Raw genomic sequence first — 20,760 nt, forward strand, 5'->3', positions numbered from 1 at the left:
GACTTGCGTCGGGTCGTCTGAAATTGGACCGTAGCGCTGCGCCGAAGTCAAATCGCCCCGCCTTTCAGCAACCGTTCAGCCCTTGGTCGCGCCGAACGTGAGCCCCGCCACGAAGTGCTTCTGCATTGCGAAGAACATCATCACCGAAGGCAAGGCAGCCAGGACCGAGCCTGCGGAAACGAGGTTCCATGCCGTGGTCCACTGTCCCTTGAGGGCCGCAACGCCCACCGTGATCGGCGCAGCGTCGTCGCCCTGGGTCAGGCACAGCGCCCAGAAGTAGTCGTTCCAGACGAACGTGAAGACGAGAATGGCGAGCGCGGCGAGTGCCGGGCGAATGAGCGGCAGCACGATGCGCACGAACACGGTCCATTCGTTCGCGCCCTCGATGCGCGCGGCCTCCACGAGTTCGAACGGCAGCTGCTTGATGAAGTTGCGCAGGAACAGCGCGCAAAAACCGGTCTGAAACGACAGATGGAACAGGATCAGGCCGCCAACGGTGTTGTAGAGCCCCAGCCTGAGCGTGAGGTCGCGCACCGGAATCATCAGCACCTGGATCGGCACGAAGTTGCCCGCAACGAAGGTCGCGAACAGCGCCGCATTGCCCGGAAAGCGGTAGATGGCCAGCGCATAGCCCGCCAGCGCCGCGAGCGCGATCGCCCCGGCCACGGCGGGCAGCGTGATCTGCACGCTGTTCCAGAAGTAGTGGAGCATCGGCGACGTCGTGAGCGCGTCGCGATAGTTCTCGATCATCGCGAAGTGCCGAGGCCAGCCCCAGTAGTTGCCTTCGCTCAGTTCTTCGGTGGAGCGCACCGAGGTGACCAGCACGGCAATCAGCGGCAGCAGCCAGATGACGAGCGCCACCGGCAGCGAGAGCTTGTACAGGCGGCGCGACGCGGGCTTCCATTTGTCGACCGGAATCGGAAACATGGGGGCTCCTCGTGGCAGATTCAGTGCTCGCTGCGCAGCAGCCGGCGCAGGTGATAGACGATGTAGAGCAGCATGATCGCGAACAGCACGACGGCAATCGCGGCCGAATAACCGAGCCGGTAGTATTTGATCGCCTGGTCGTACATGTAATACGCGAGCACGGTCGAGCTTTCGAACGGCCCGCCGCCCGTCATCACGGAGATGAGGTCGAAGCTGCGCAGCGCGCCGATGACCGTGACCACCACGGCCATGAACGTGACGGGCCGCAGCTGCGGCAGGATCACGTGCCAGAGCATGGTCCAACCCTTCGCGCCTTCCATGCGCGCGGCCTCGATCTGCTCGCTGTTGAGCGTGGTGAGGCCCGTGAGATAGAGGATCATGCAGTACGCGGTTTGCGGCCAGAGCGCGGCAAAGATGATGCCAGGCGTGGCGTAGTTCGGGTCGCCGAGCACGGGAATGCCGCGGCCCAGCATGAGCGCGAGCAGGCCGAACGTGGGGTCGTAGAACCACGAGTAGATGAGGCCCACCACCACGCCCGAAAGCACGAACGGCGCGAAGAACAGCGACTTGACGATGCGGATGCCGCCCACGGCCTGGTTGAGGTACAGCGCGATCGCGAGACCCATCGGCGGCGCGAGCAGGAACAGCACCAGCCAGATCACGTTGTTCTTGAGCGCCGTGTAGAACGTGGGCGAGTGGAACAGCTCGATGTAGTTCGCGAAACCCACGAAACTCGCTTCGGTCATGCCGTCCCAGTTGTAGAGCGACAGACGCAGCGTGGAGAGAATCGGCCAGATCACGTAGACCGCGAACATGATGACCGCGGGCGCGAGAAAGAGGCACGCGGCACGGCGCTGGCGCCGCGCGGTGGGCGACGCGCGGCGGCGCGGCTGGATGCCCCTGCGACTTGCGTGCGGCATGCCGCCGTTCTCGCCATCTGCCGGCGCGGCGCCGTCCACGCGATGCGCAACGGTGTGACTCACTGCCTGTCTCACGGCAAAAACCTCCACTTGATTACCCGGCGGGTAGCGCCGACGCACCGCCCGCCTTCGCTTCGAACACCTTACTTCTTGTAGATCCGCTGACGCGTCTGCTCGAGCTGCGCGAGAATCGAGTCGAGCTTGGTCGGATCGGACACGAACTGCTGCATGCCCTTCATACCTTCGTCGGCCATCTCCTTCGTCATGTCGCGGTCATAGAACTGTGCGATGCCGCCCTTCGTGTTCGAGAGGATCTGGAAGCCGATCTTCGAAATCGGGTCTTCGGGCTCCGGCGACTTGCTGTTGGCCGAAAGCGAACCCAGCCCCTTGGCAAGCTGCGCGCCGACATCCGGCGTCTCCGCAAATGCGAGGAACGCACGCGCTTCGGCCTTGTTCTTCGCCTTGCCCGGAATATGCAGCGATTCGACCGGACCGTCTTCGGCGGTCGGCACGTTCGGGTCGATGATCGGGAACTGGAAGTAGCCCATCTGCTGCTTGACCGTCGGGCTGAAACCGCCCGTGATGAAGGTGCCCATCAGCATCATCGCGGCCTTGCCCTGGAACAGGAACGGCTGCGCCGCATCGAGATCGTACGAGAGCGAATTGGGAATGAAGTCGCCGTCGTCGAGCAACTGCTTCCACGTCACATAGACCTTTTTCACGCGCGGGTCGGTATACGGCACTTCGCCCGCCATCAGCTTCTGGTGGAACGCGTTGCCGTTCAGGCGCAGGTCCAGATAGTCGAACCAGCCCGCCAGCGTCCACGCGTCGCGCCCGGCCACGGCGATCGGCGCGATGCCCGCGGCCTTGAGCTTCTTGCAGGCATCGAGGAATTCATTCCACGTTTTCGGCTCGCTCTTGATACCCACCTTGTCGAACAGATCCTTGCGATAGAACATGCCCCACGAGTAATAGACCGTGGGCGCGGCGTACTGCTTGCCCTGGTACGACGACGCTTCCTTCGTCGAGGCGTACATGCTGTCCCAGTTGTTCTTCTTCCAGTCGTCCGAAAGGTCCGCGAAAAGGCCGCGTTTCGCGTAGTAGGCCATGCGTTCGCCGTCGTGCCAGTTCACGATGTCGGGCGGCGCGGTCGTAAGCCAGTTCGGCAACTGGACCTTGTAGGCCTCCTCGTCGACGAACGACACCTTCACGTCGGTGCCGGGGTGCGTCTTCTTGAACTCGTCGATCACCTGTTCCCACACGGCGCGCTGGCTTGCGCCCTTGTAGGCAATGTTCATTTCGAGCGTGCCGGCCTGCGCCGCGCTCGCAAACGTGCCTGCAAGCGCGCCCGCCGCCAGCATCGCAGCAACGAGCAGGGTGCGTGGTCTGAAGGTCTTGCCGATCATGCGTGTCTCCTTGGTTATACGTCGTTGTCGGTGCTGCATCGTCAGGAACTGCACATATGCGTCTATTGCGAACGGTAAGCGCTCACGCCCTGCGGCTCTATCGTACGCGAGCCGATCACGTATGCATCGTCGGGAATATCCGCAGAAAGCGTGTGCGTGCCCGGCCCGTAGTTGAACACCCAGGTGAAGCCGCCGCGCCGGCTCACGCGGATCGCGTCGCCGAGCGGCTGCGGCGTGAGGCCCGCCTCGCGCGCCACGCGCGCAAAGAGCGCCTGCGTGCTCGCTTCGTCGAACAGGCTCGCGAGGTAGTGGACCGCGCCGCTCTTCACATAAGCGGGATGGCCGTCGCTGAACGTCGCGCGCACTTCCGGCACGGCCCATTCGTTTTCGCCGGTGTTGGCGCCGAGTTCGATCAGATCGCGCCAGTGGCGCGCGTGGCCTTCGTGCGCGCCGTCCAGCTCGAAGCGCACCGGCTCGCTGATGTTGGGCCGCAGCGACTCCACGCGCCACACGCGCAGCGGCAGCAGCGCCGCGAGCGGCCCGGGCGGCAGGTTGGCGGGAATCTGCAGATCGGCGGTTTTCGAGCCCGTGCGCGGGCCGATCACCACTTGCGCGCCCGAACTGGCGAGGCGCTGCACGAAGTCGTCGGGCACGACGGGCAGCGGCGGCACGACCACGAGCCGGTAGCCGTCGAGCGGCGCGTGCACCGAAACGATATCCACGTCGAAGCCGAGCGCGCGCAGCGCCGAGTAGTACTCGACAGCGAAGCGCGGATAGTGGAAATCTGCGCCCTGCGGATGAATCTCGAACAGCCACTTCGCCTCGTAATCGAGCACGAGCGCAACCGGCGTCTTCACGTCGAAATCGCGGCCGCCCTTCGCCGCCGCGAGCACGGCCTCGATTTCCTCGGCCACGCGCGCCGCCTCCGCGCTGCCGAGGTCGGGGCGGTTGTCGGGCGTATTCAGGCCCGCGTGCATCTGCTCCTGCGCGAACGGCGCCTGGCGCCAGCGGAAATACGACACGCAGCCCGCGCCGTGCGCGAACGCTTCCCAGCTCCAGAGGCGCACCATGCCCGGCAGCGGCGCGGGGTTCCAGTGGGCCCAGTTCACGGGACCGGGCTGCTGCTCCATGACCCAGAACGGCAGCTTCGACATCCCGCGATACACGTCGTGATTGAACGAGGCGAAGTCCGGGTGGCCGGTGCGCAGATAGCGCGCCTTCACGTCGGGCGCGTACCACTGCTGGTCGAGCGCGCCGAGCGGATAGCTGTCCCACGCCGCGACGTCGAGATCGGCGGCGACCTTGTAGTGATCGAACTCCATGAAGAGCTGCATGAAGTTGTGCACGATGGGCCGGCCCGGCGAATGCGCGCGCAGGATATCGACCTGCATGCGGTTGTAGCGCTGCACTTCGTCGGAGGCGAAGCGCTGGTAGTCGAGCCGGTGCGACGGATGCGCCTCGGTCACGGTGCCAACGGGCGCCTCGATTTCGTCGAAGCTGCGGTACTCCATGCTCCAGAACACGGTGCCCCAGGCGGTGTTGAGCGCGTCGATGCTGCCGTAACGCACGCTGAGCCATTCGCGAAAGCGCTGCACCGCCGCCGGCGAGTAGCTGACCACCGTTTGATGGCAGCCGTACTCGTTATCGGTTTGCCAGTACGCGACGGCGGGATGCTGGCCATAACGCGCGGCGACCGCCTCGCAGATGCGCCGCGAAGCCTCGTAATACGCCGGCGACGAAAAATCGTAGTGGCGCCGCGAGCCGAACCCGCGCACGCGGCCATCGGCGCCCACGGGCAGGATGTCCGGATGCTGGTCGATCAGCCACTTGGGCGGCGTGGCCGTGGGCGTGCACATCACCACTTGCAGGCCGGCGTCGCCGAGCGTGTCGATCGCGCGATCGAGCCAGCCCCAGTCGAATTCTCCGGGCGTCGGCTCGATGCGGCTCCACGCAAACTCGGCGATACGCACCTGCGCGATGCCGAGCGCCTTCATGCGCGCGGCGTCGTCTTTCCACATGGCCTCCGGCCAGTGCTCCGGGTAATAGCAGACTCCAAGACGCATCCCTGTGTCCTCGCTCGTTGTTGTCATGCGGGTTGATCGGCGGTAGCGAGCGGCGCGACGGCGAAGCCGTCTTCCGCGAACAGATGGCAGGCGCTCGCGTTCGCACGGAACTGCACGGTGTCGCCGCTACCCAGCCGGGCATCGCCGGGCGCCTTGGCGACGAGCACCGCCCCGCCCGGCTGCTCGAGATGCACATAGCTGTGCTCGCCGAGCTCCTCGACCAGCGTGATGGCGCGCGCAATCGTCAAGGCATCCTGAGCATCGCGCGAGGTGCGCGAGGCGATGCCATCCACCACCAGTTCGAGATGCTCGGGACGCACGCCGAACGTGACCGGCGCGCCCACGGCGAGCCGCGCGCCCTGCACCGGCAGCCGTACCGTTTCGCCGCTTTCGTCGAGCGTGACGCTCACGCCGTTCGCCTCGATGGCGGCCACGCGCGCCGGCAGAAAATTCATGCGCGGCGAGCCGATGAAGCCCGCCACGAAGCGGCTCGCGGGCCGGTGATAAAGCTCGAGCGGCGCGCCCACCTGGGCGATGCTGCCGTACCGTTCGGTATCCTTACCGCTATGCAGCAGGACGATCTTGTCGGCGAGCGTCATCGCCTCGATCTGATCGTGCGTCACGTACACCACGCTCGCCTCTTCGAACTGGCGATGCAGGCGCGCGATCTCGATACGCGTCTGGCCGCGCAAGGTGGCGTCGAGATTGGAAAGCGGCTCGTCGAACAGGAACACGCCGGGCTCGCGCACGATCGCGCGGCCAATCGCCACGCGCTGCCGCTGCCCGCCCGAAAGCGCCTTGGGGTGACGCTCGAGCAACGCCTCGAGCTGCAGAATGCGTGCGGCTTCGCGCACCTTGCGATCGATCTCGGCCTTCGGCGTTTTCGCGAGCTTGAGGCCGAACGCCATGTTCTCGTACACGGTCATGTGCGGGAACAGCGCGTAGCTCTGAAACACCATGGCCACGCCGCGCAGCGCGGCGCTCACGTCGTTCACGAGCTTGCCGCCGATCGAAATATCGCCGTCGGTCACGTCTTCCAGGCCCGCGATCATGCGCAGCAGCGTGGACTTGCCGCAGCCCGAAGGGCCGAGGAATACACAGAACTCGTTCCTGCCGATCTCCAGATCGACGTTGCGAATCACCGGCGCATTCTCGCCGTATGCCTTCTGAACGCCGCGCAACGAAATGCTCGCCATCGTCCCGTCTCCATGTTCTAATCAGCACGAAACGGAGATTAAGCGCTTAATCAGCAGCCCATAAAAAAGCGACCGCTGATGCGATCTGGCTGCCTTGTCTCCGATATTCGCTTTGATTGTCGGGCCAATGTTGCAGTGCCCGTCACAATCATGCAAATGTTGAATCGCCTTCCCATATTTTGAGATCGACGTTTGAGAACCCATGCCGACCCTGAACGAAGTCGCGCACCGCGCCGGCGTCACGCCAGCCACCGTCTCGAACGTCTTGCGCGGGCGCGGACGCGTGGGCGAAGCCACGCGCCAACGCGTGCTCGAAGCGGTCGAGGCGCTCGGCTATCGCCCGCATTTGTCGGCCCGCGCGCTCGCCGAAGGGCGGCCGCCCACCATCGCGCTCATGGTGTCGAGCATCGCGAACCCGTTCTATCCGGAGTTCGCGCTCGCCGTGGAAAATGCGCTGCGGCGCAGCGGGCGCTTCCTCATCATCTGCAATACGGATGGCGACCCGCAAACGGGCCGCGCCTACCTCGAACAGATCGCGGGCACGCTCTCCGCCGGCGTGCTCGTGATGAACGCCAATCTCGACTTTGCCGACCTGCGCGCCACCGTGCGGCGCGGCGCGCCGGTCGTGCTGTGCATGTGGGAGCGGCCGCTCGACCCGCCGGGCCTGCCGTGCGTGGCCGTGGACTTTCGGCGCGCGGGGGAGCTTGCCGCGCAGCATCTGCTGACACTCGGGCATCGGCGCATTGGGGCGATCGTCGGCAGCAAGGTTTCGGGCATTCACGCGGCGCGCTATGACGGCTTCGTCGCGGCCATGCAGGCCGCCGGGCTCGACGGCGCGGGCGCGCCCGTACGCTACGCGCCGGATACGACGCAAGGCGGCTATGCGGCCACGAGCGAGTTGCTGGCGCGGCATCCCGACCTCACCGCGATCTTCGCAACCAACGACCTGCCCGCGCTCGGCGCGATGCAGGCCGCCGCCGATCTCGGGCTCGACGTGCCGCGCGAGCTTTCCGTGGTCGGCATCACCGATATTCAGCTGGCGCGCGAGTCGCGGCCCGCGCTCACGACCGTTGCGGTCGCAACGACCGAGGCGGCGGAGCTGGCCGTCGAGCTGCTCACGGAACTGGTCGAAGCGTCCGATTCGGCCGCCGGCGCGGCGGCGCGCGTATGCGTAGTCCCGGCGCCGCGGCTGGTCGTGCGGGCTTCGACGGCGGCGCCGCGGGCGAAAGGCTAACGAAAGCATTAGCCTGTCAAGTCCCACCCAGCGCAAAGAACCCATACGCAAACGTTAAGGTTCCCTCCAAACCATCCGTTAAACACGATGGCGCTGCACCTGTGCACCGCCGCGAAAAATACAAATCGAAGATGGCTGGAGAAAAACGAACGTGAAGCGAACAACGTTGAATCAGAAAGCCTGGGGCATCGTCGGGCTGCTATGGATCTCGCTCGTCGTGCTGGTGGTGGCCAACGCCTTCATGACGCGCTCGGGCATGGTGACGGACCGCAAGACCCTCGTCGAGCAGGAGACGCAAACCGCCTTGGGCGTGGTCTCGTACTACCAGAAGGAAGCCGCCGCCGGCCACCTGAGCGCCGACGACGCGAAGCGCCTCGCCATCGCCACGCTGCGCGGCACGCGCTACGGCGACGACCAGAGCGGCTACTTCGGCATTTACGACAGCAACGCCGTGGCGCTGCTCGTGCCGCCCAAGCCGGAGATGGAAGGCAAGAGCCAGGCGAACATGACGGACCCGCGCGGCACGCATGTGGCGCTCGAGATCGTCAAGAGCTCGTCCACGGGCGGCGACGGCTACAGCAGCTACTGGTGGCCGAAGCCCGGCAAGAGCGCGCCGGTCGAAAAGATCACCTATTCCGCCCTCGTGCCGGGCTGGGACTGGCACATCTTCACGGGCATCTATACCGACGACATCGACGACGCCTTCCGCAGCGCGCTGATCAGCAACCTCCTGCTCGTGACGGTGATCGGCGCGGCCGTGACGCTCGGCCTCATGTGGCTCATCGGCACGATCCGCCGCAGCCTGGGCGGCGAGCCGGAATACGCCTCGCAGATCTGCCAGCGCATCGCCGAAGGCGATCTCACGGCCCACGTGAATCTCGCGTCCGGCGACCAGCACAGCCTGCTCCATTCGATGCAGCAGATGCAGCGCCAGCTGGTCGACACCGTGCAGCGCATCCAGACCTCGGCCGAATCGATCACGACGGGCGCCAAGGAAATCGCGGCGGGCAACCTGGACCTGTCCTCGCGTACCGAAGAGCAGGCCGCCTCGCTCGAGGAAACGGCCGCCAGCATCGAAGAGCTCACGACCACGGTCAAGCACAACACCGACAACGCGCGCCAGGGCAACACGCTCGCGGTGAACGCGTCGGAAGTCGCCGCGCGCGGCGGCGAGGTCGTGCGCCGCGTAGTCGAAACGATGAACGAGATTTCGAGCAGCTCGCAGCGCGTCGAGCAGATCATCGGCGTGATCGACGGCATCGCCTTCCAGACCAACATCCTCGCGCTCAACGCGGCCGTGGAAGCGGCGCGCGCCGGCGACCAGGGCCGTGGCTTCGCCGTCGTGGCGGGCGAAGTGCGCAGCCTCGCACAGCGCAGCGCGACCGCCGCCAAGGAGATCAAGGACCTGATCGGGCAGTCGGTGGCGCAGGTGTCGGAAGGCACGAAGCTCGTCGACGAAGCGGGTAAGACCATCGACGAGGTGGTGATTTCCGCGCGCCGCGTGGCCGACCTGATGGGCGAAATCGCGGCGGCTTCCGAGGAGCAGCACACCGGCATCGAGCAGGTGAACCGCGCCGTCGCCCAGATGGACGAAGTGACGCAGCAGAATGCGGCGCTCGTGGAGGAAGCATCGGCGGCGGCGCAGTCGATGGCGGCGCAGTCGAACGGCTTGCGCGACGTCGTGACGGTATTCCGGGTCGGGGCGCAGGCCGAGTCGACGGTTGCGTCCGCGGCGGCAGCGCCCGCTCAACGCGCGCGCGCCGTGCGCCCGGCCGCACCGCTCAAGCGCCCTGCCCCCGCGAAGGCCGCGCAAACCACGCCGGCCCGCAAGGCCGCCAACCCAGCGCCCGCGGTCACAGCAAAGGCGGCATCTGCCATCCCCGTGGCCACCGCCGCTCACGAAGCGGCAGACTGGGAAACGTTCTAATCGTCGGTCGCGATGTGATCACGCAAGGCGCGCGCCCTCACCGGGCGCGCCTTGCTCCGCCCGCCATGCGGCAAACGTGATCAACCCGGGCGCAAGTCCCGGATCGCCGATACGCGTCCAGCTCGTATGCGTGTCGTCGAGTCCCGCCACCGGCTGCGGCGTGGCGAACTCCACGCGCGCCATGCCCGGCCGATACGCCTCGTTCGGCCAGTACACCGGCATGACGCGGCGCGCCGCCATTTCCTCGCGCAACGTTTCGGGGCCGCCTTCGTCGGTCACGACATCGCATTGCGCCGCCCAGTCGTGACTGTCCCACGCGAGGAACACGCCGGCGTTGCCTTCGACGTCGAAGGTGAGCACGGCGTTCTGCTCGGGGCGCCAGTAGTACTCGACGATGCGCTCGCGCAGCGCGACTTCGTGCAGCACGTCGGCGATACGCCGGTTCGCGTAAATCGCGCCCACGCCATGCACGCCGATATGGCCGCGCCGCGCGCAGAACTTGCGCTTGGCGTCGTCGATCGCGCCGCGCAGCTTGCGTGTCATGGCCGGATCGGACTTCTTCACGTAGAAGTCGATCAGCCCCGCGTTGAACGCCTCCACCGCGTGTGATTCGTCGGCCGTGGCCGTGAGCAGGATGCGCGTGCACGCCACGTCCTTCGCGGCAGCCAGGAAGTCGACGCCGGTCATCTCCGGCATTTCGTAGTCCACGACGAGCGCGGCGATATCGCCAAAGCGCGCCGCGTCCGTCATCACGTCCTCGCCCAGCGCGTTGCCGCCGCGCTTCTCGAACTCCGACCATGCCGCGCCCGCTGCGGGATTGCGCGCACTCTGCCGCGCCTCGTGCGAAGCGACGAAGGCCAGCGCCTCTCTCGCGCTCGTGAAGTAGCGGTCCGTGCCCGCGCCCGGAAAGAGGCCGCGCAGCGCGTAGAGAAAGTCGGGGCTGTCGTCGAGAAAAACGACGGAGACGGGATGGTAAACCGGCTGTCTGACGATGGAACTCATGCTGGATCTCGGTAAGCGCGCTGCGCCTCATGCGGCGCGCCCGCCACCCGGAGCTGCACCGCGAGGAAAACATGTGGATTATGCGGCGTCTCGCCTGGACACAGCAACCCGAAGCCGCAGGTGCGCGGTCAATCAAACACGCGCAAACGTTATCGCACCCAGCGAGCATGAAGCGGTTTGCGTATGTGGGGAGCACGGTATTGGATGAAGAGGAACACGAAGAGAATGGTGCATGCCTCCCTTTCTCCGGAGGCACGCGCGGCTGCCGCCTGCAGCCCCTATCTGGAGTCACTCTGATGTACGCACGCGAATCCATTCCCGCCTTCCTGTCCCGTGGCACCGCCGGATTCTCCGACGAAATCATGGAAGCTACGCCGACCAAAACGTTCCATCACGTCATCGACATCTACCTGAAGGACTCGAACGCGTTCATGAACACGTATTTCGCCCGCTATTTCGAATGGCAGGGCATTTGCCGCGAACGCTGGTTTCACGAGTGCATTCACAACAATCTGCTCGCCTCGGGCGGCGTGTTCGTCACCAAGCGCGCACACCAGGAATACGTGCAGGAAACCTTTCCGTTCCAGCGCGTGGATTGCTACCTCAACACCTTCCAGGTGCGTCAGTGCTCCGCGTATCTCGTGTTCCGCTTTTGCGTGGACGGGCGGCCCGTTTCGCTCGGCTATCAGCAGATTCTCTTTGCCGGCACCGACAAGCGCATTCGCCGCTTTCCGCCCGGCATCATCGAGCGCGTGAAGGAATACGAGCTGGTCCTGCCTTCGGGCTCGAACTGAGCGTAATGAACCCGGCTATCTGAACTAGCCCGCGAAGTCCTGCCCCGCCGGAAAGCGGCGGGGCTTCGCCGGTGCGTCGTGCAGCGCGCGGTCGGCGCTCGTGCCGGGCTCGGGCAGGCGGATCGTGAAGGTGGTGTGCACGTGCGGCTCGGACTCGCAGGCGATCGTGCCGCCCAGCGCCTCGGCCACGCGGCGGCAGAACGTCAGGCCCATGCCGGCGCCGCGCCCATGCGCCTTGGTCGAATAGAACGGATCGAACACGCGCGGCAGGACATCGGCGGGAATGCCGCAGCCGTTGTCGATGAAGCGCAGCACACAAAAGCCCGCTTCGCTCGTCGCGCCGATCTGAACGCGGCCCACGTAATCGCTCACCCTGTCGCTTCTTTCGGCCATTTCCGCGTGAATCGCGAAGAGCGCGTTCTTGAGCAGATTGAACAGCACGAACACGACGAGCGAATCCGAACCCGAGAAACTCAGCTGCGCGTCGATGGGCGCCACCTCCACCATGTCGCGCTCGCCGGTGCGGAACGGAAAGCGCTCGAGCGCGGCATTCACGCAGGAGCGCACCGGGTAGGTCTCGAAGCTGCGGCGGTCGAGCCGGTCGAGCGTGAACGAAGCCAGCGACATTTCCACCACGGTGCTCGTGCTGTCCACCTGGCGGCGTATCGAGGTGGCGAGCGAGGACAGGCGCTCCGACTGCCCGGGATAGAGGCCGTCCACGCACAACTGGTGCTGCACGGCCAGCTGGTAGCCGCGCATGAGTTCGGGCAGCACGTTGCCGATTTCCTCGGCATGCATGCCGATGGCCGCGAGCGGCGTGGCGACCTCGTGCGCCACCGTGGCCGCGATGAGGTAGGGGCGCATGAGGCCGTAGCGCACGATCGTGACCGCGAGAATGCCGAGGCTGATCGCGATGAACACGGCGCCCACGGGATAGAACGCGAGCCCGTAATTCACTGCGTAGTCGGTGGCGGCGAGCGCGTACAGGCCGAGGCTCACGAAGCACAGGTCGAGCAGCTTGCGGCGGTCGTGCGCGTGCGTCTGGCCGCGCGCGGCGTACAGCAGCCAGGCGCTGCGGCACGCGAGCAGCACGGTCTGCGCCACGTGCACGGGATGCAGCATGCCCGCCTTCGGATACTTGCCGAAGAAGAACGTGCCGTAGCCGTCCACGACGGCGTCGCTCAGCAGCAGCAGCGCCGCGAGCAGCACGCTGAGCAGGTACGAGGCGATGAGCAGCGGGCGTTCGCCGCGCCGGGCGCTCACTTCGGTCACGAAGTGATAGAACGTGGTGGGCAGAAACAGGATGAAGAAGTAGCCGACCTTGACGAGCACGGCGGACAGCTCGGGGTCGGACGTCTGGAACAGAAACGCCCAGGTGCCCTGCCAGAAGAACGTGGTCGCGCACATCAGGGCGAACGGCACCGAGAGGCGCGTGAAGCCCTCAGTCAGGAGCACGTAGACGCCGAATCCGAGAAATAATGCGGACACGAACGCTGGCAGGATCGAATACATAGTCTGTCGCGTGGGTTCTTGTTCCGACCTGGTTGGCGCGGCGCGTTCCCTGCAGCGTTCCCCGTGCGCCCAATCTGCGATTCACGGGGCGGCTCTCGCCGCCCGATGCAGGGCGCATGAAATGCGCGCCGATCGAATCGATTTTGCCGATTATCGCCGCTAATCCCTCGTTGCGGCGAAATTTTGCCGGTATCGGCGACGCCGCCATGCGCCGCGAATCCGCGATGGCCCAAATTCGGTCGAATTGGCAGAAAACCACGCCATCCGTCGATTGAGGACAACCCTGGCGCCACCCAGAATAGAGGTCATCACCCACCCCGACGGAGCACCCAGATGACCCCGACCCTCGCCGATGTCGCCATCCCCGACAGCAAGCTCGCCCGCGAAATCACCGAACTCGTGCGCGACACCGAATCGCCGCTGCTGTTCCATCATTCGAGCCGCGTCTATTATTTCGGCGCGCTGGCCGGCCGCCGGCTCGGCCTGAAGTTCGATCGCGAACTGCTCTACGCCGGTGCAATGTTTCATGACATGGGCCTCACGCACGCGCACAGCAGCGAGCACGAACGCTTCGAAGTGGACGGCGCGAATGCCGCGCGCGACTTCCTGCGCGGCCACGGCATCTCGCAGCACGACATCGACCTCGTGTGGACCGCCATCGCGCTGCATACGACGCCGGGCATCCCGCAGCACATGGATCCGGTGATCGCGCTCGTCACGGCAGGCGTCGAAATGGATGTGCTCGGCATTGCCTACGACCGCTTCAGCGACACCGAGCGCGAGGCCGTGGTGCACGCGCACCCGCGCAGCGAGCACTTCAAGGAGGACATCATCCAGACCTTCTATGACGGCATCAAGCACAAGCCCGCCACGACGTTCGGCAACGTCAAGGCCGACGTGCTCGCGGACAAGGACCCGCACTTCCATGCCGGCAACTTCTGCAGCGTGATCCGCCATTCCGCCTGGCGCGGGTGAGTGACACCGGGGATGATCCGGGACGTCTGACGCGGCATGCGGTGCGATTCTGACAGGCGATGCTATGCTCATCGCGATGTCCGGAAACGCGCTGCGGGGCCACGCCGCAACGCGATGCGCGCGTCCAGTCGCAGTCCCCCGAGGGCTTCATGCAGCACACGCGAGGCCGCACGCGGCCGCACGGCTTCTCCAGCATGGTCATGAAACGCCCGCACCTCGTGGTGACGGTGTGCTTTCTTGTGGCCATGGCGCTGGTGAGCGGCGTGGGCCTGCGCCAGCTGTACCAGATGACGCGCTACGACCTCCATAGCCGCCAGCGCGACCTCGAGGTGCGCGCCGTGGGCGTGGACGCGCTGATCTCCGCGGAGCGCCGGCGCCTGCTGTTCCTGCGCGACTATGCGGAACGCATCCTCGCCTCGCAGAGCCAGCAGCGCGCCGGCTTGCAGAATCCGAAGGCGCAGGTCGCGCTGCGCGACAGCGGCGAGCTGCAATGGACGGCTCCCGGCGCGATGGATGGACCGCTCGTGTTGGGCACCAATGCGCAAGGGCTCGCGGGCATCGAGGGGTTTCACCGCGACGACGCCACGCTGCCCGCCGACATCGTGCTCGCGCGCGCGATCAGCCCGCTCCTCGCAATCAGCCAGCACGCCGACGCAGTGCAAAGCACGGTCGCGTACATCTCGGCCAACGGCCTGTACGTGCTCTCGCCCGAACGCCCCGACGCGCACGCGTCCGACCTGTTGCGACGCTTCAGCACCATGCCCTACTACCGCCTGCATGTCACCGGCCAGAACCGGGGGCGCGATATCGTCTGGACTCCGATCTATACGGAATCGAAAAAGAGCGAGGCGATCGCCACGCTCAGCGCGCCCGTCTACGCGAACGGCCAGTTTCGCGGCGCCGTGGTGATGGACGTCGCGCCCTCGCGCCTGCTCGCGCTCCAGCTCGCCACCTCGAACCTGACCGACGACGAGGCGCCTGTCGAGTTCGGCCTCCTGAACAGTAACGGCGACCTCGTCTATTTCGTCAATGGCGAGATCACGGCGCAGCGTCCCGCGCGGTTCGATCCGCATCTGCTCGACGTGGCGCGCGGGTCGGCGGCGGCATGGATGAAGCGCGGCAAGGGCTACGCCGTACGCTCGGGCCGCTACCTGCTGTTCCAGCACGTGGGCGAGACGCACTGGATGCTGCTCACCGACACGGACGACTCGGAACTCACGCTCGCGGCGGCGCGCCGCGTGTTCAACAGCCCGCTGATCGTCGCCTGGCTGGCGATCGCGGTGCTGCTCGTCGGCACGCTGCGCATCGTCACGCACATATTCGGCCAGTACGTCGAGGCGAGTACGCGGCTCGAAACGCTCGCGCGCAGCGATCCGCTCACCGGCCTCGCGAACCGGCGGCGCTTCCAGGAAGTGTTCGACGAGACGCTGGAGCGCGCCGCCCGCGAAGGCGGTGAAGCGGCGGCGCCCGCCGTGGCGATGCTGATGCTCGATATCGACTACTTCAAGCGCGTGAACGACCGCTTCGGCCACGCGGCGGGCGACCGCGTGCTGGTGATCTTCGCGGAGATCCTGCGCAACAACCTGCGCAGCGCGGAAATGCCCGCGCGCGTGGGCGGTGAGGAGTTCGCGGCACTGCTGCCCGGCGCCGATCTCGCCACGGCGGCGGGTGTGGCCGAACGCATCCGCCGCGCCGTCGAAGCGCACGCCGCGGATGCGGCGCATGGCGCCGGCGCGCCGGGCGAGGCCGCGAACCCCGATGCGATTGCGTTCACCGTCTCGATTGGCGTAGCGGCCAGTCCCGCCGACTGCCCCGCCCATTACGAAGCGCTCATGCAGGTCGCCGACCGGCGGCTCTACGCCGCAAAGGAAAGCGGCCGCAATCGCGTCGTTGCAGAGGATTCCCGATCGATCGATCCCGCCCGCGCCTGACGTGCGCTTGACGCCCGCTGGCCGTTTTCATGCGAAACGCATGAGCGTGAGCGCCGGCGGCCACGGCGATTGCGCTCGCGCGCCGGACAGCAGCGCGTCGCCGTCAGCGGAAAGACGCTACCATCGGCAGCGGCGATCGACGAAGGCCGCGCGTCGCCGACATCCGCGACGCCGGAGCCCGACCGTACACCATGAGCAGCCGACTCACCGCCCTGACGACGTTCTGTGTCGTGGCGTTCGCCGTCCTGGCAACGCTCACGGCCGCGGTGTACGCGTCGGATGCCGTGTTCGAACGCCAGCAGCGCCAGCACGTGGACGTCTTTTCGCACCGCGCGCTGCTGCGCGCCGAACTGGTGACCGCCGAAGCCGAGTCCGCCCTGCGCGAGCTGACGCCATACCCCGACACACCGTGCACGAGCGAGCACACGCAACGCCTGCGGCATGTCGAGGAACAGTATCGATACATTCGCGAAGTCGCCACGACCGATGGCGTACGGCTGCACTGCAGTTCGCAACGCGGCACCATCGATACCGCATTGCCGCCGCCCGAATGGACCTATGCCCAAAGCTTCACCGCCTGGCATACCGAAGTCGGCAGGCCCGGCAGCGAGCGGCGCATGCTCAACATGCGCCTCGGCAATCACGTCGTGGTGATCGATCCGCGCTTCTACCTCGACATCGTGCCGCTCGACGATACCATCGAGCTGACCGTGCTCGAAACGCAGGACGGCGCCGTGATTTCAAGCTGGACGAACGCCGACCACGCCCTCGTACGCGCAGCGCTGCAGCGCACCAGCGGGAGCCCGTATTTCGAGGGACGCTATTACGTCGTCGAGCGCTCGCAGCGCTATCCCATCGCGGTGGTCGCGTACGAGCCCGAGGAACGCATGCGCCGCAACCTGCCCGCGCAACTGAGGACCGTGATCCCGCCCGCGCTCGTCCTGAGCGCGATCGGCACGTGGCTCGTCCTGCGCTGGCGCCGCAAGCTGCGCACGCCGCGCAACGCGATGCTGCAGGGCATCCGGCGGCGCCAGTTCGTGGCGTGGCTGCAGCCGCTCGTCTCGCTGGAAAGTGGGCGCTGCGTCGGCGCGGAAGCGCTCGTGCGCTGGAAGCTCGAAGACGGCACCGTCGTCGCGCCGGACACCTTCATTCCCATGGCGGAATCGCTCGGTCTCATCGAGCCCATCACCGATCAGGTCATCCGTTCCGTGTTCGAGGGCGTGGGCGCCGTGCTCGCGCGTCGCCGCGATCTGCATGTCTCGGTAAACCTTGCCGGCAAGGATCTCGCCGGCACACGCGTGCTCGCAACCCTCAAGGGCAATCTCGCGAAATATGCCGTGCACGCCGAACAAATCTGGTTCGAAGCGATCGAGCGCACGCTCATGGATACGGCCAGCTCCGCGCCCGTTCTCGCAGCGTTTCGCGCGGCCGGCCACCGCATTTTCATCGACGATTTCGGCACAGGCTATTCGAGTCTCTCGTATCTACAAGACTTGCCCGTGGACGGCATCAAGATCGACCGCGCGTTCATCCGCTCGCTGGCGAGCGGCGAGGAAATGAACAAGATCGTGCCGCACATCATCGAAATGGCGCGCAGCCTCGACCTGCTGATGGTCGCCGAGGGGGTGGAAACCGAGGCGCAGGCGCAATATCTGCGCGAGCGCGGCGTGCAGTTTGCGCAGGGCTGGCTCTATGCGAAGGCCATGCCCGCCGACGAATTCCTGCGCTACCTGGAGCGTGAAGCGGCGCGCACACGCGAGACGTGAGCGTGAGCGCGGCGCACGCTCAGGCGAACGAACCCGGCGACGCGGCGTGCGGCAGCCCGCCGGGCAAGTCCGGGAATGCCACGCCGCAGCGCGCCGCGGCGGCCCTGCTGAGCACGGCGCTGTCGTAGCCGCGACCCGCAAAGCGCACGACATCGACGAGACTAAAGCCTTGTGCGCGATAGAACGCGATCAGGTGGGCGGCGGGAAACGGCGTGTCGAGCGCGAGCTGCGTGTAGCCGCGCGCAGCCGCCCAACGCCCCGCGAACGCGAGCAGCGCACGGCCGATACCGCGGCTTTGCCATTTGGGCTCGATGCCGAACTGATGGACCGAAGCCACACTGCGCTGGCGATAATGTTCGCACTGGGAATGGCTGTTGTGACCTTCCACCGTGAGCGTACCGACGATCCTGCCATTGCAGATGGCGACGAAGCAGTCGCCAGCCAGCGCGCGTTCACGCGTGAGGCTCGCCGCCTGATCGGCGCATGAGCAGTGCAATCCGAGCGACGCGAGCCGCGAGAACGCGCGATGCAGCAAACGCGTGAGCGCTTCCCATGAGTCGTGGCGCGGATCGAAGCGCCTCAGCACGAGCCGGCCGAGGCCGGGCTGCACGGAAGTGATCTGCTCATCCGGGCGCTGGGTTGCACGCGAGATCGACATGGCGTCTCCTGTCGTTTCGATGCCCCTAGTCTAGGGTTGACCCGTAAGGGCCACAAGAAAAAATCTCGTAAAAATCGGCGCGAATGGTGTGAATGCAGGGGCGATTGCGCGCTATCCTTGCGCTGCCATGCGCTCCACCACGGCGAGCACGATGCGCTTCGCCGAGTCGATATGCGCCACGGTCGAGGCGCGCGCGCTGCGGGCGTTGCGTGCGAGGCAGGCTTCCAGGATGGCCTCGTGTTCGTGCTGAAACGAGGGCGTATCCGCAAGCAGCGTAATCTGCAGCCGCTCGTAGCGCTCCACCTGCGCGCGCAGTTCGCGGATCGCCGCCAGTTGCCGGGCGTTGCCGCACGCGCCGTAAAGCAGTTCGTGAAACTCGCGGTTGAGTTCGCCCTGCTTCTGCGTGGTGAGCGCCTCGCCCAGCAGCCGGTGTACGAGTTCCGCGCGGGCGAGCGTTTCGGCGTCGAGGCGCTTGACGCCGTGAAAGATCGCGTCGCCTTCGAGCAGCGCGCGCAGGCCGTAGATTTCTTCCACGTCCTGCACCGTGAGCAGGCGCACGACCGCGCCGCGATTGCGGAAAATCTCGACGAGCCCCTCGCGCGCGAGCCGCTGGATCGCTTCGCGCAGCGGAATGCGGCTCACCTCGAAACGCTCCGCGAGATCGCGCTCGACGAGGCGCTCGCCGCCGCCCAGTTCGCCGCTGACGATCAGGTCGCGCAAGCCGGACGCAACCGCGTCCGCCGTGGAGTCGAATTTTGTTTCCATGCGTGTCATGTCCGGTTCGCGTCCGGTTCTCATCTGAGCCATTTCGGCATAATGGTATACCAAAATGCCGAATGCGTTCATAATGACGTACCCCCTTTTCGAACGGACGGAGAGTCAGCATGGCGCATGGCGAACACACCTACCGCGTTTCGGTGCAATGGACGGGCAATCGCGGCAGCGGCACCTCGGGCTATCGCGACTACGACCGCGATCACGTGATCCGCGCGAACGGCAAGCCGGACATTCCGGGCTCGTCGGATCCGGCCTTTCGCGGCGACGGCTCACGCTGGAACCCCGAGGATCTGCTGGTGGCTTCGGCTTCGGCGTGCCACAAGCTCTGGTATCTGCACCTGTGCGCCGAGGCGGGCATCGCGGTGCTCGCCTACGAAGACGAGGCCGAAGGCACGATGGCCGATACGCCGCAGCGCGGCGCCTTCACGAAGATCGTGCTGCGCCCGCACGTGACGATCCGCGCGAGCGATAACCGCAGCCTCGCCGAGCGGCTGCATCACGCGGCGCACGAGCAGTGCTATATCGCCAATTCGGTCAACTTCCCCATCGTTTGCGAGCCGACCATCGAACTGGCTGCGTAACGGCTCGCGAACGCCCGAGGCCGCTCCGCCGGCCATGCCGGCACTCCCGCGAGTGCCGGCAAACAGGTCTCGATCACGAATTCCCACGCGAAACGATAGATAACGTCCTTACGTCCGATCGCCCCTGCGAAGCATGCTCAAATAACTCGTATGCGATTTAATCTTATGCGCTTGACAAGGGGGAATTTCTCATCCATTATGCATCGCATGCGATTCGATCTTATGCGACGCATATGACCCAAACCTGAAATCCATCAAGGAGTGCAACATGGCAACGATCGACAAAGTGCTGTTCTCGGGCAACACCCACACCACCATCAATCACGACCCCGCGGCCCAACGCGGTGAATTCGGCGTCGTCGACCTCGAACTGACGTCTTCAAGCGGCGAAACCCTCGACATCGTCGCGACCGAACCGCATCCGCGCGCCGAGCAACTGTTCGCCGGCGCATGGTCGGCCTGCTACATCTCCGCGCTCGCCATCGCGGCCTCGCTGAAGAAGGTCGCCCTGCCGGAGGACGCTTCGGTCGACATTCAGGTCGACGTCGGCCAGACCGGCGCCGCCTGGTTCCTGGGCGCGCACTTCACGGTCACGCTGCCGGGCATCGAGCAAAACGTGGCCGAGGCCATCGCACGCAGCGCCCATCAGATCTGCCCGTACTCGAAGGCCGTGCACGGCAACATCGACGTGAGCCTCACCGTCGTCACCGCGTAACCGGCAACCGCAATTCACGCTTTCACCCAAATTCACTGCAATTCACATTGACCTAGCGAGATCCCATCATGAAGACCCAATTCATCGCCAAGCTCCTCATCGCCCTTTCTATCGGCGCAGCCGCCCCCGCATTCGCCAGCGGCTACGGCCCGGCCCCGTCCTATCGGCCCGAAGTCGGCGCACCGGCATCGCAACGCGGCCAGAGCGTGCAAACGCTCGCGGCCGAGCGCGCCGAAAGCGGCACCGCCGCGACGGCATACGGCGGCATGGCCGACGCCACCTCAGCCGCGGGCAGCCGCGTCTCGATGGAGCGAAACAGCCTCTTCGCCCACCATTGATTGCGCCACCGCGTCGTGGCTGTTTCGCCGGGCATTGC

At 66.0% G+C, this 20,760-nt stretch carries 19 protein-coding genes; 10 read left to right on the top strand and 9 right to left on the bottom strand.

Annotated elements, in window-relative coordinates; translation table 11 throughout:
* Nucleotides 1–75: 75 nt before the first annotated feature.
* From AB4Y40_RS31120 to AB4Y40_RS31140, 5 genes are all read right to left on the bottom strand, one after another.
* Nucleotides 76–927, bottom strand: a complete 852-nt coding sequence (locus AB4Y40_RS31120; protein ID WP_324159796.1) for a carbohydrate ABC transporter permease — start codon at nt 925–927, stop codon at nt 76–78.
* Nucleotides 928–947: 20 nt separating this feature from the next.
* The gene (locus AB4Y40_RS31125) at nt 948–1,847 is read right to left on the bottom strand and encodes a carbohydrate ABC transporter permease (protein WP_368691175.1); all 900 of its coding nucleotides are present in this window, start codon (nt 1,845–1,847) and stop codon (nt 948–950) included.
* Nucleotides 1,848–1,990: 143 nt separating this feature from the next.
* Nucleotides 1,991–3,253 (bottom strand): ABC transporter substrate-binding protein, encoded by a 1,263-nt coding sequence (locus AB4Y40_RS31130; RefSeq protein ID WP_368691132.1) that lies wholly within the window; start codon nt 3,251–3,253, stop codon nt 1,991–1,993.
* Between the two features lie 62 nt (nt 3,254–3,315).
* Nucleotides 3,316–5,316, bottom strand: a complete 2,001-nt coding sequence (locus tag AB4Y40_RS31135; RefSeq protein WP_368691133.1) for a beta-galactosidase — start codon at nt 5,314–5,316, stop codon at nt 3,316–3,318.
* Between the two features lie 23 nt (nt 5,317–5,339).
* A complete protein-coding gene (locus AB4Y40_RS31140) occupies nt 5,340–6,512 on the bottom strand; it encodes an ABC transporter ATP-binding protein (protein WP_368691134.1) in 1,173 nt (390 codons plus the stop codon).
* Between the two features lie 202 nt (nt 6,513–6,714).
* Between AB4Y40_RS31140 and AB4Y40_RS31145 the strand changes: the two genes are divergently transcribed.
* Together AB4Y40_RS31145 and AB4Y40_RS31150 are read left to right on the top strand one after the other, a co-directional pair.
* Nucleotides 6,715–7,746, top strand: coding sequence for a LacI family DNA-binding transcriptional regulator (locus tag AB4Y40_RS31145; RefSeq protein WP_368691135.1), 1,032 nt, complete (start codon nt 6,715–6,717; stop codon nt 7,744–7,746).
* Nucleotides 7,747–7,897: 151 nt separating this feature from the next.
* The gene (locus AB4Y40_RS31150) at nt 7,898–9,673 is read left to right on the top strand and encodes a methyl-accepting chemotaxis protein (protein WP_368691136.1); all 1,776 of its coding nucleotides are present in this window, start codon (nt 7,898–7,900) and stop codon (nt 9,671–9,673) included.
* An 18-nt stretch (nt 9,674–9,691) separates the two neighbouring features.
* Here the strand turns inward: AB4Y40_RS31150 and AB4Y40_RS31155 are convergent, their stop codons facing one another.
* Nucleotides 9,692–10,675, bottom strand: a complete 984-nt coding sequence (locus AB4Y40_RS31155; RefSeq protein ID WP_368691137.1) for a response regulator — start codon at nt 10,673–10,675, stop codon at nt 9,692–9,694.
* A gap of 296 nt (nt 10,676–10,971) precedes the next feature.
* On the opposite strand from AB4Y40_RS31155, the gene AB4Y40_RS31160 reads away from it, so the two are divergent.
* Complete coding sequence (locus tag AB4Y40_RS31160; RefSeq protein WP_342922133.1) at nt 10,972–11,469, top strand: thioesterase family protein; 498 nt, start codon at nt 10,972–10,974, stop codon at nt 11,467–11,469.
* A gap of 24 nt (nt 11,470–11,493) precedes the next feature.
* Here AB4Y40_RS31160 and AB4Y40_RS31165 read toward each other — a convergent pair whose 3' ends face one another.
* On the bottom strand, nt 11,494–12,981 hold the full coding sequence (locus tag AB4Y40_RS31165) for an ATP-binding protein (RefSeq protein WP_342922134.1): 1,488 nt from the start codon (nt 12,979–12,981) through the stop codon (nt 11,494–11,496).
* Nucleotides 12,982–13,097: 116 nt separating this feature from the next.
* On the opposite strand from AB4Y40_RS31165, the gene AB4Y40_RS31170 reads away from it, so the two are divergent.
* The 4 genes from AB4Y40_RS31170 to AB4Y40_RS31185 all read left to right on the top strand — a co-directional run bounded on the left by AB4Y40_RS31170 (nt 13,098) and on the right by AB4Y40_RS31185 (nt 17,653).
* The gene (locus AB4Y40_RS31170) at nt 13,098–13,256 is read left to right on the top strand and encodes a hypothetical protein (protein WP_368691138.1); all 159 of its coding nucleotides are present in this window, start codon (nt 13,098–13,100) and stop codon (nt 13,254–13,256) included.
* 58 nt (nt 13,257–13,314) lie between these two features.
* Entirely contained in the window at nt 13,315–13,956 is a 642-nt protein-coding gene (locus AB4Y40_RS31175) for an HD domain-containing protein (RefSeq protein ID WP_368691139.1), read from the top strand.
* Nucleotides 13,957–14,105: 149 nt separating this feature from the next.
* Entirely contained in the window at nt 14,106–15,887 is a 1,782-nt protein-coding gene (locus AB4Y40_RS31180) for a diguanylate cyclase (RefSeq protein WP_368691140.1), read from the top strand.
* A gap of 191 nt (nt 15,888–16,078) precedes the next feature.
* Nucleotides 16,079–17,653, top strand: a complete 1,575-nt coding sequence (locus AB4Y40_RS31185) for an EAL domain-containing protein (protein ID WP_368691141.1) — start codon at nt 16,079–16,081, stop codon at nt 17,651–17,653.
* A 19-nt stretch (nt 17,654–17,672) separates the two neighbouring features.
* On the opposite strand, the gene AB4Y40_RS31190 is transcribed toward AB4Y40_RS31185, so the two are convergent.
* The gene (locus tag AB4Y40_RS31190; protein WP_368691142.1) at nt 17,673–18,311 is read right to left on the bottom strand and encodes a GNAT family N-acetyltransferase; all 639 of its coding nucleotides are present in this window, start codon (nt 18,309–18,311) and stop codon (nt 17,673–17,675) included.
* A 111-nt stretch (nt 18,312–18,422) separates the two neighbouring features.
* Nucleotides 18,423–19,076 (bottom strand): GntR family transcriptional regulator, encoded by a 654-nt coding sequence (locus AB4Y40_RS31195; RefSeq protein WP_368691143.1) that lies wholly within the window; start codon nt 19,074–19,076, stop codon nt 18,423–18,425.
* Nucleotides 19,077–19,195: 119 nt separating this feature from the next.
* Between AB4Y40_RS31195 and AB4Y40_RS31200 the strand changes: the two genes are divergently transcribed.
* The 3 genes from AB4Y40_RS31200 to AB4Y40_RS31210 all read left to right on the top strand — a co-directional run bounded on the left by AB4Y40_RS31200 (nt 19,196) and on the right by AB4Y40_RS31210 (nt 20,722).
* A complete protein-coding gene (locus AB4Y40_RS31200) occupies nt 19,196–19,669 on the top strand; it encodes an OsmC family protein (protein ID WP_368691144.1) in 474 nt (157 codons plus the stop codon).
* Between the two features lie 268 nt (nt 19,670–19,937).
* The gene (locus tag AB4Y40_RS31205) at nt 19,938–20,384 is read left to right on the top strand and encodes an Ohr family peroxiredoxin (RefSeq protein ID WP_368691145.1); all 447 of its coding nucleotides are present in this window, start codon (nt 19,938–19,940) and stop codon (nt 20,382–20,384) included.
* Between the two features lie 68 nt (nt 20,385–20,452).
* Nucleotides 20,453–20,722, top strand: coding sequence for a hypothetical protein (locus AB4Y40_RS31210; RefSeq protein WP_368691146.1), 270 nt, complete (start codon nt 20,453–20,455; stop codon nt 20,720–20,722).
* Nucleotides 20,723–20,760: the final 38 nt, after the last annotated feature.

Origin of the sequence: Paraburkholderia sp. EG287B, from assembly GCF_040965595.1 — a bacterium.
Taxonomy (GTDB): domain Bacteria; phylum Pseudomonadota; class Gammaproteobacteria; order Burkholderiales; family Burkholderiaceae; genus Paraburkholderia.

What these genes read in the sequence shown, in the direction of transcription:
- AB4Y40_RS31155 (WP_368691137.1), bottom strand. Translation starts at nt 10,675, where the DNA reads ATGAGTTCCATCGTCAGACAGCCGGTTTACCATCCCGTCTCCGTCGTT.
- AB4Y40_RS31205 (WP_368691145.1), top strand. Translation starts at nt 19,938, where the DNA reads ATGGCAACGATCGACAAAGTGCTGTTCTCGGGCAACACCCACACCACC.
- AB4Y40_RS31125 (WP_368691175.1), bottom strand. Translation starts at nt 1,847, where the DNA reads ATGCCGCACGCAAGTCGCAGGGGCATCCAGCCGCGCCGCCGCGCGTCG.
- AB4Y40_RS31200 (WP_368691144.1), top strand. Translation starts at nt 19,196, where the DNA reads ATGGCGCATGGCGAACACACCTACCGCGTTTCGGTGCAATGGACGGGC.
- AB4Y40_RS31160 (WP_342922133.1), top strand. Translation starts at nt 10,972, where the DNA reads ATGTACGCACGCGAATCCATTCCCGCCTTCCTGTCCCGTGGCACCGCC.
- AB4Y40_RS31180 (WP_368691140.1), top strand. Translation starts at nt 14,106, where the DNA reads ATGCAGCACACGCGAGGCCGCACGCGGCCGCACGGCTTCTCCAGCATG.
- AB4Y40_RS31190 (WP_368691142.1), bottom strand. Translation starts at nt 18,311, where the DNA reads ATGTCGATCTCGCGTGCAACCCAGCGCCCGGATGAGCAGATCACTTCC.
- AB4Y40_RS31165 (WP_342922134.1), bottom strand. Translation starts at nt 12,981, where the DNA reads ATGTATTCGATCCTGCCAGCGTTCGTGTCCGCATTATTTCTCGGATTC.
- AB4Y40_RS31130 (WP_368691132.1), bottom strand. Translation starts at nt 3,253, where the DNA reads ATGATCGGCAAGACCTTCAGACCACGCACCCTGCTCGTTGCTGCGATG.
- AB4Y40_RS31120 (WP_324159796.1), bottom strand. Translation starts at nt 927, where the DNA reads ATGTTTCCGATTCCGGTCGACAAATGGAAGCCCGCGTCGCGCCGCCTG.
- AB4Y40_RS31185 (WP_368691141.1), top strand. Translation starts at nt 16,079, where the DNA reads ATGAGCAGCCGACTCACCGCCCTGACGACGTTCTGTGTCGTGGCGTTC.
- AB4Y40_RS31210 (WP_368691146.1), top strand. Translation starts at nt 20,453, where the DNA reads ATGAAGACCCAATTCATCGCCAAGCTCCTCATCGCCCTTTCTATCGGC.
- AB4Y40_RS31175 (WP_368691139.1), top strand. Translation starts at nt 13,315, where the DNA reads ATGACCCCGACCCTCGCCGATGTCGCCATCCCCGACAGCAAGCTCGCC.
- AB4Y40_RS31135 (WP_368691133.1), bottom strand. Translation starts at nt 5,316, where the DNA reads ATGCGTCTTGGAGTCTGCTATTACCCGGAGCACTGGCCGGAGGCCATG.
- AB4Y40_RS31145 (WP_368691135.1), top strand. Translation starts at nt 6,715, where the DNA reads ATGCCGACCCTGAACGAAGTCGCGCACCGCGCCGGCGTCACGCCAGCC.
- AB4Y40_RS31195 (WP_368691143.1), bottom strand. Translation starts at nt 19,076, where the DNA reads ATGGAAACAAAATTCGACTCCACGGCGGACGCGGTTGCGTCCGGCTTG.
- AB4Y40_RS31170 (WP_368691138.1), top strand. Translation starts at nt 13,098, where the DNA reads ATGAAATGCGCGCCGATCGAATCGATTTTGCCGATTATCGCCGCTAAT.
- AB4Y40_RS31140 (WP_368691134.1), bottom strand. Translation starts at nt 6,512, where the DNA reads ATGGCGAGCATTTCGTTGCGCGGCGTTCAGAAGGCATACGGCGAGAAT.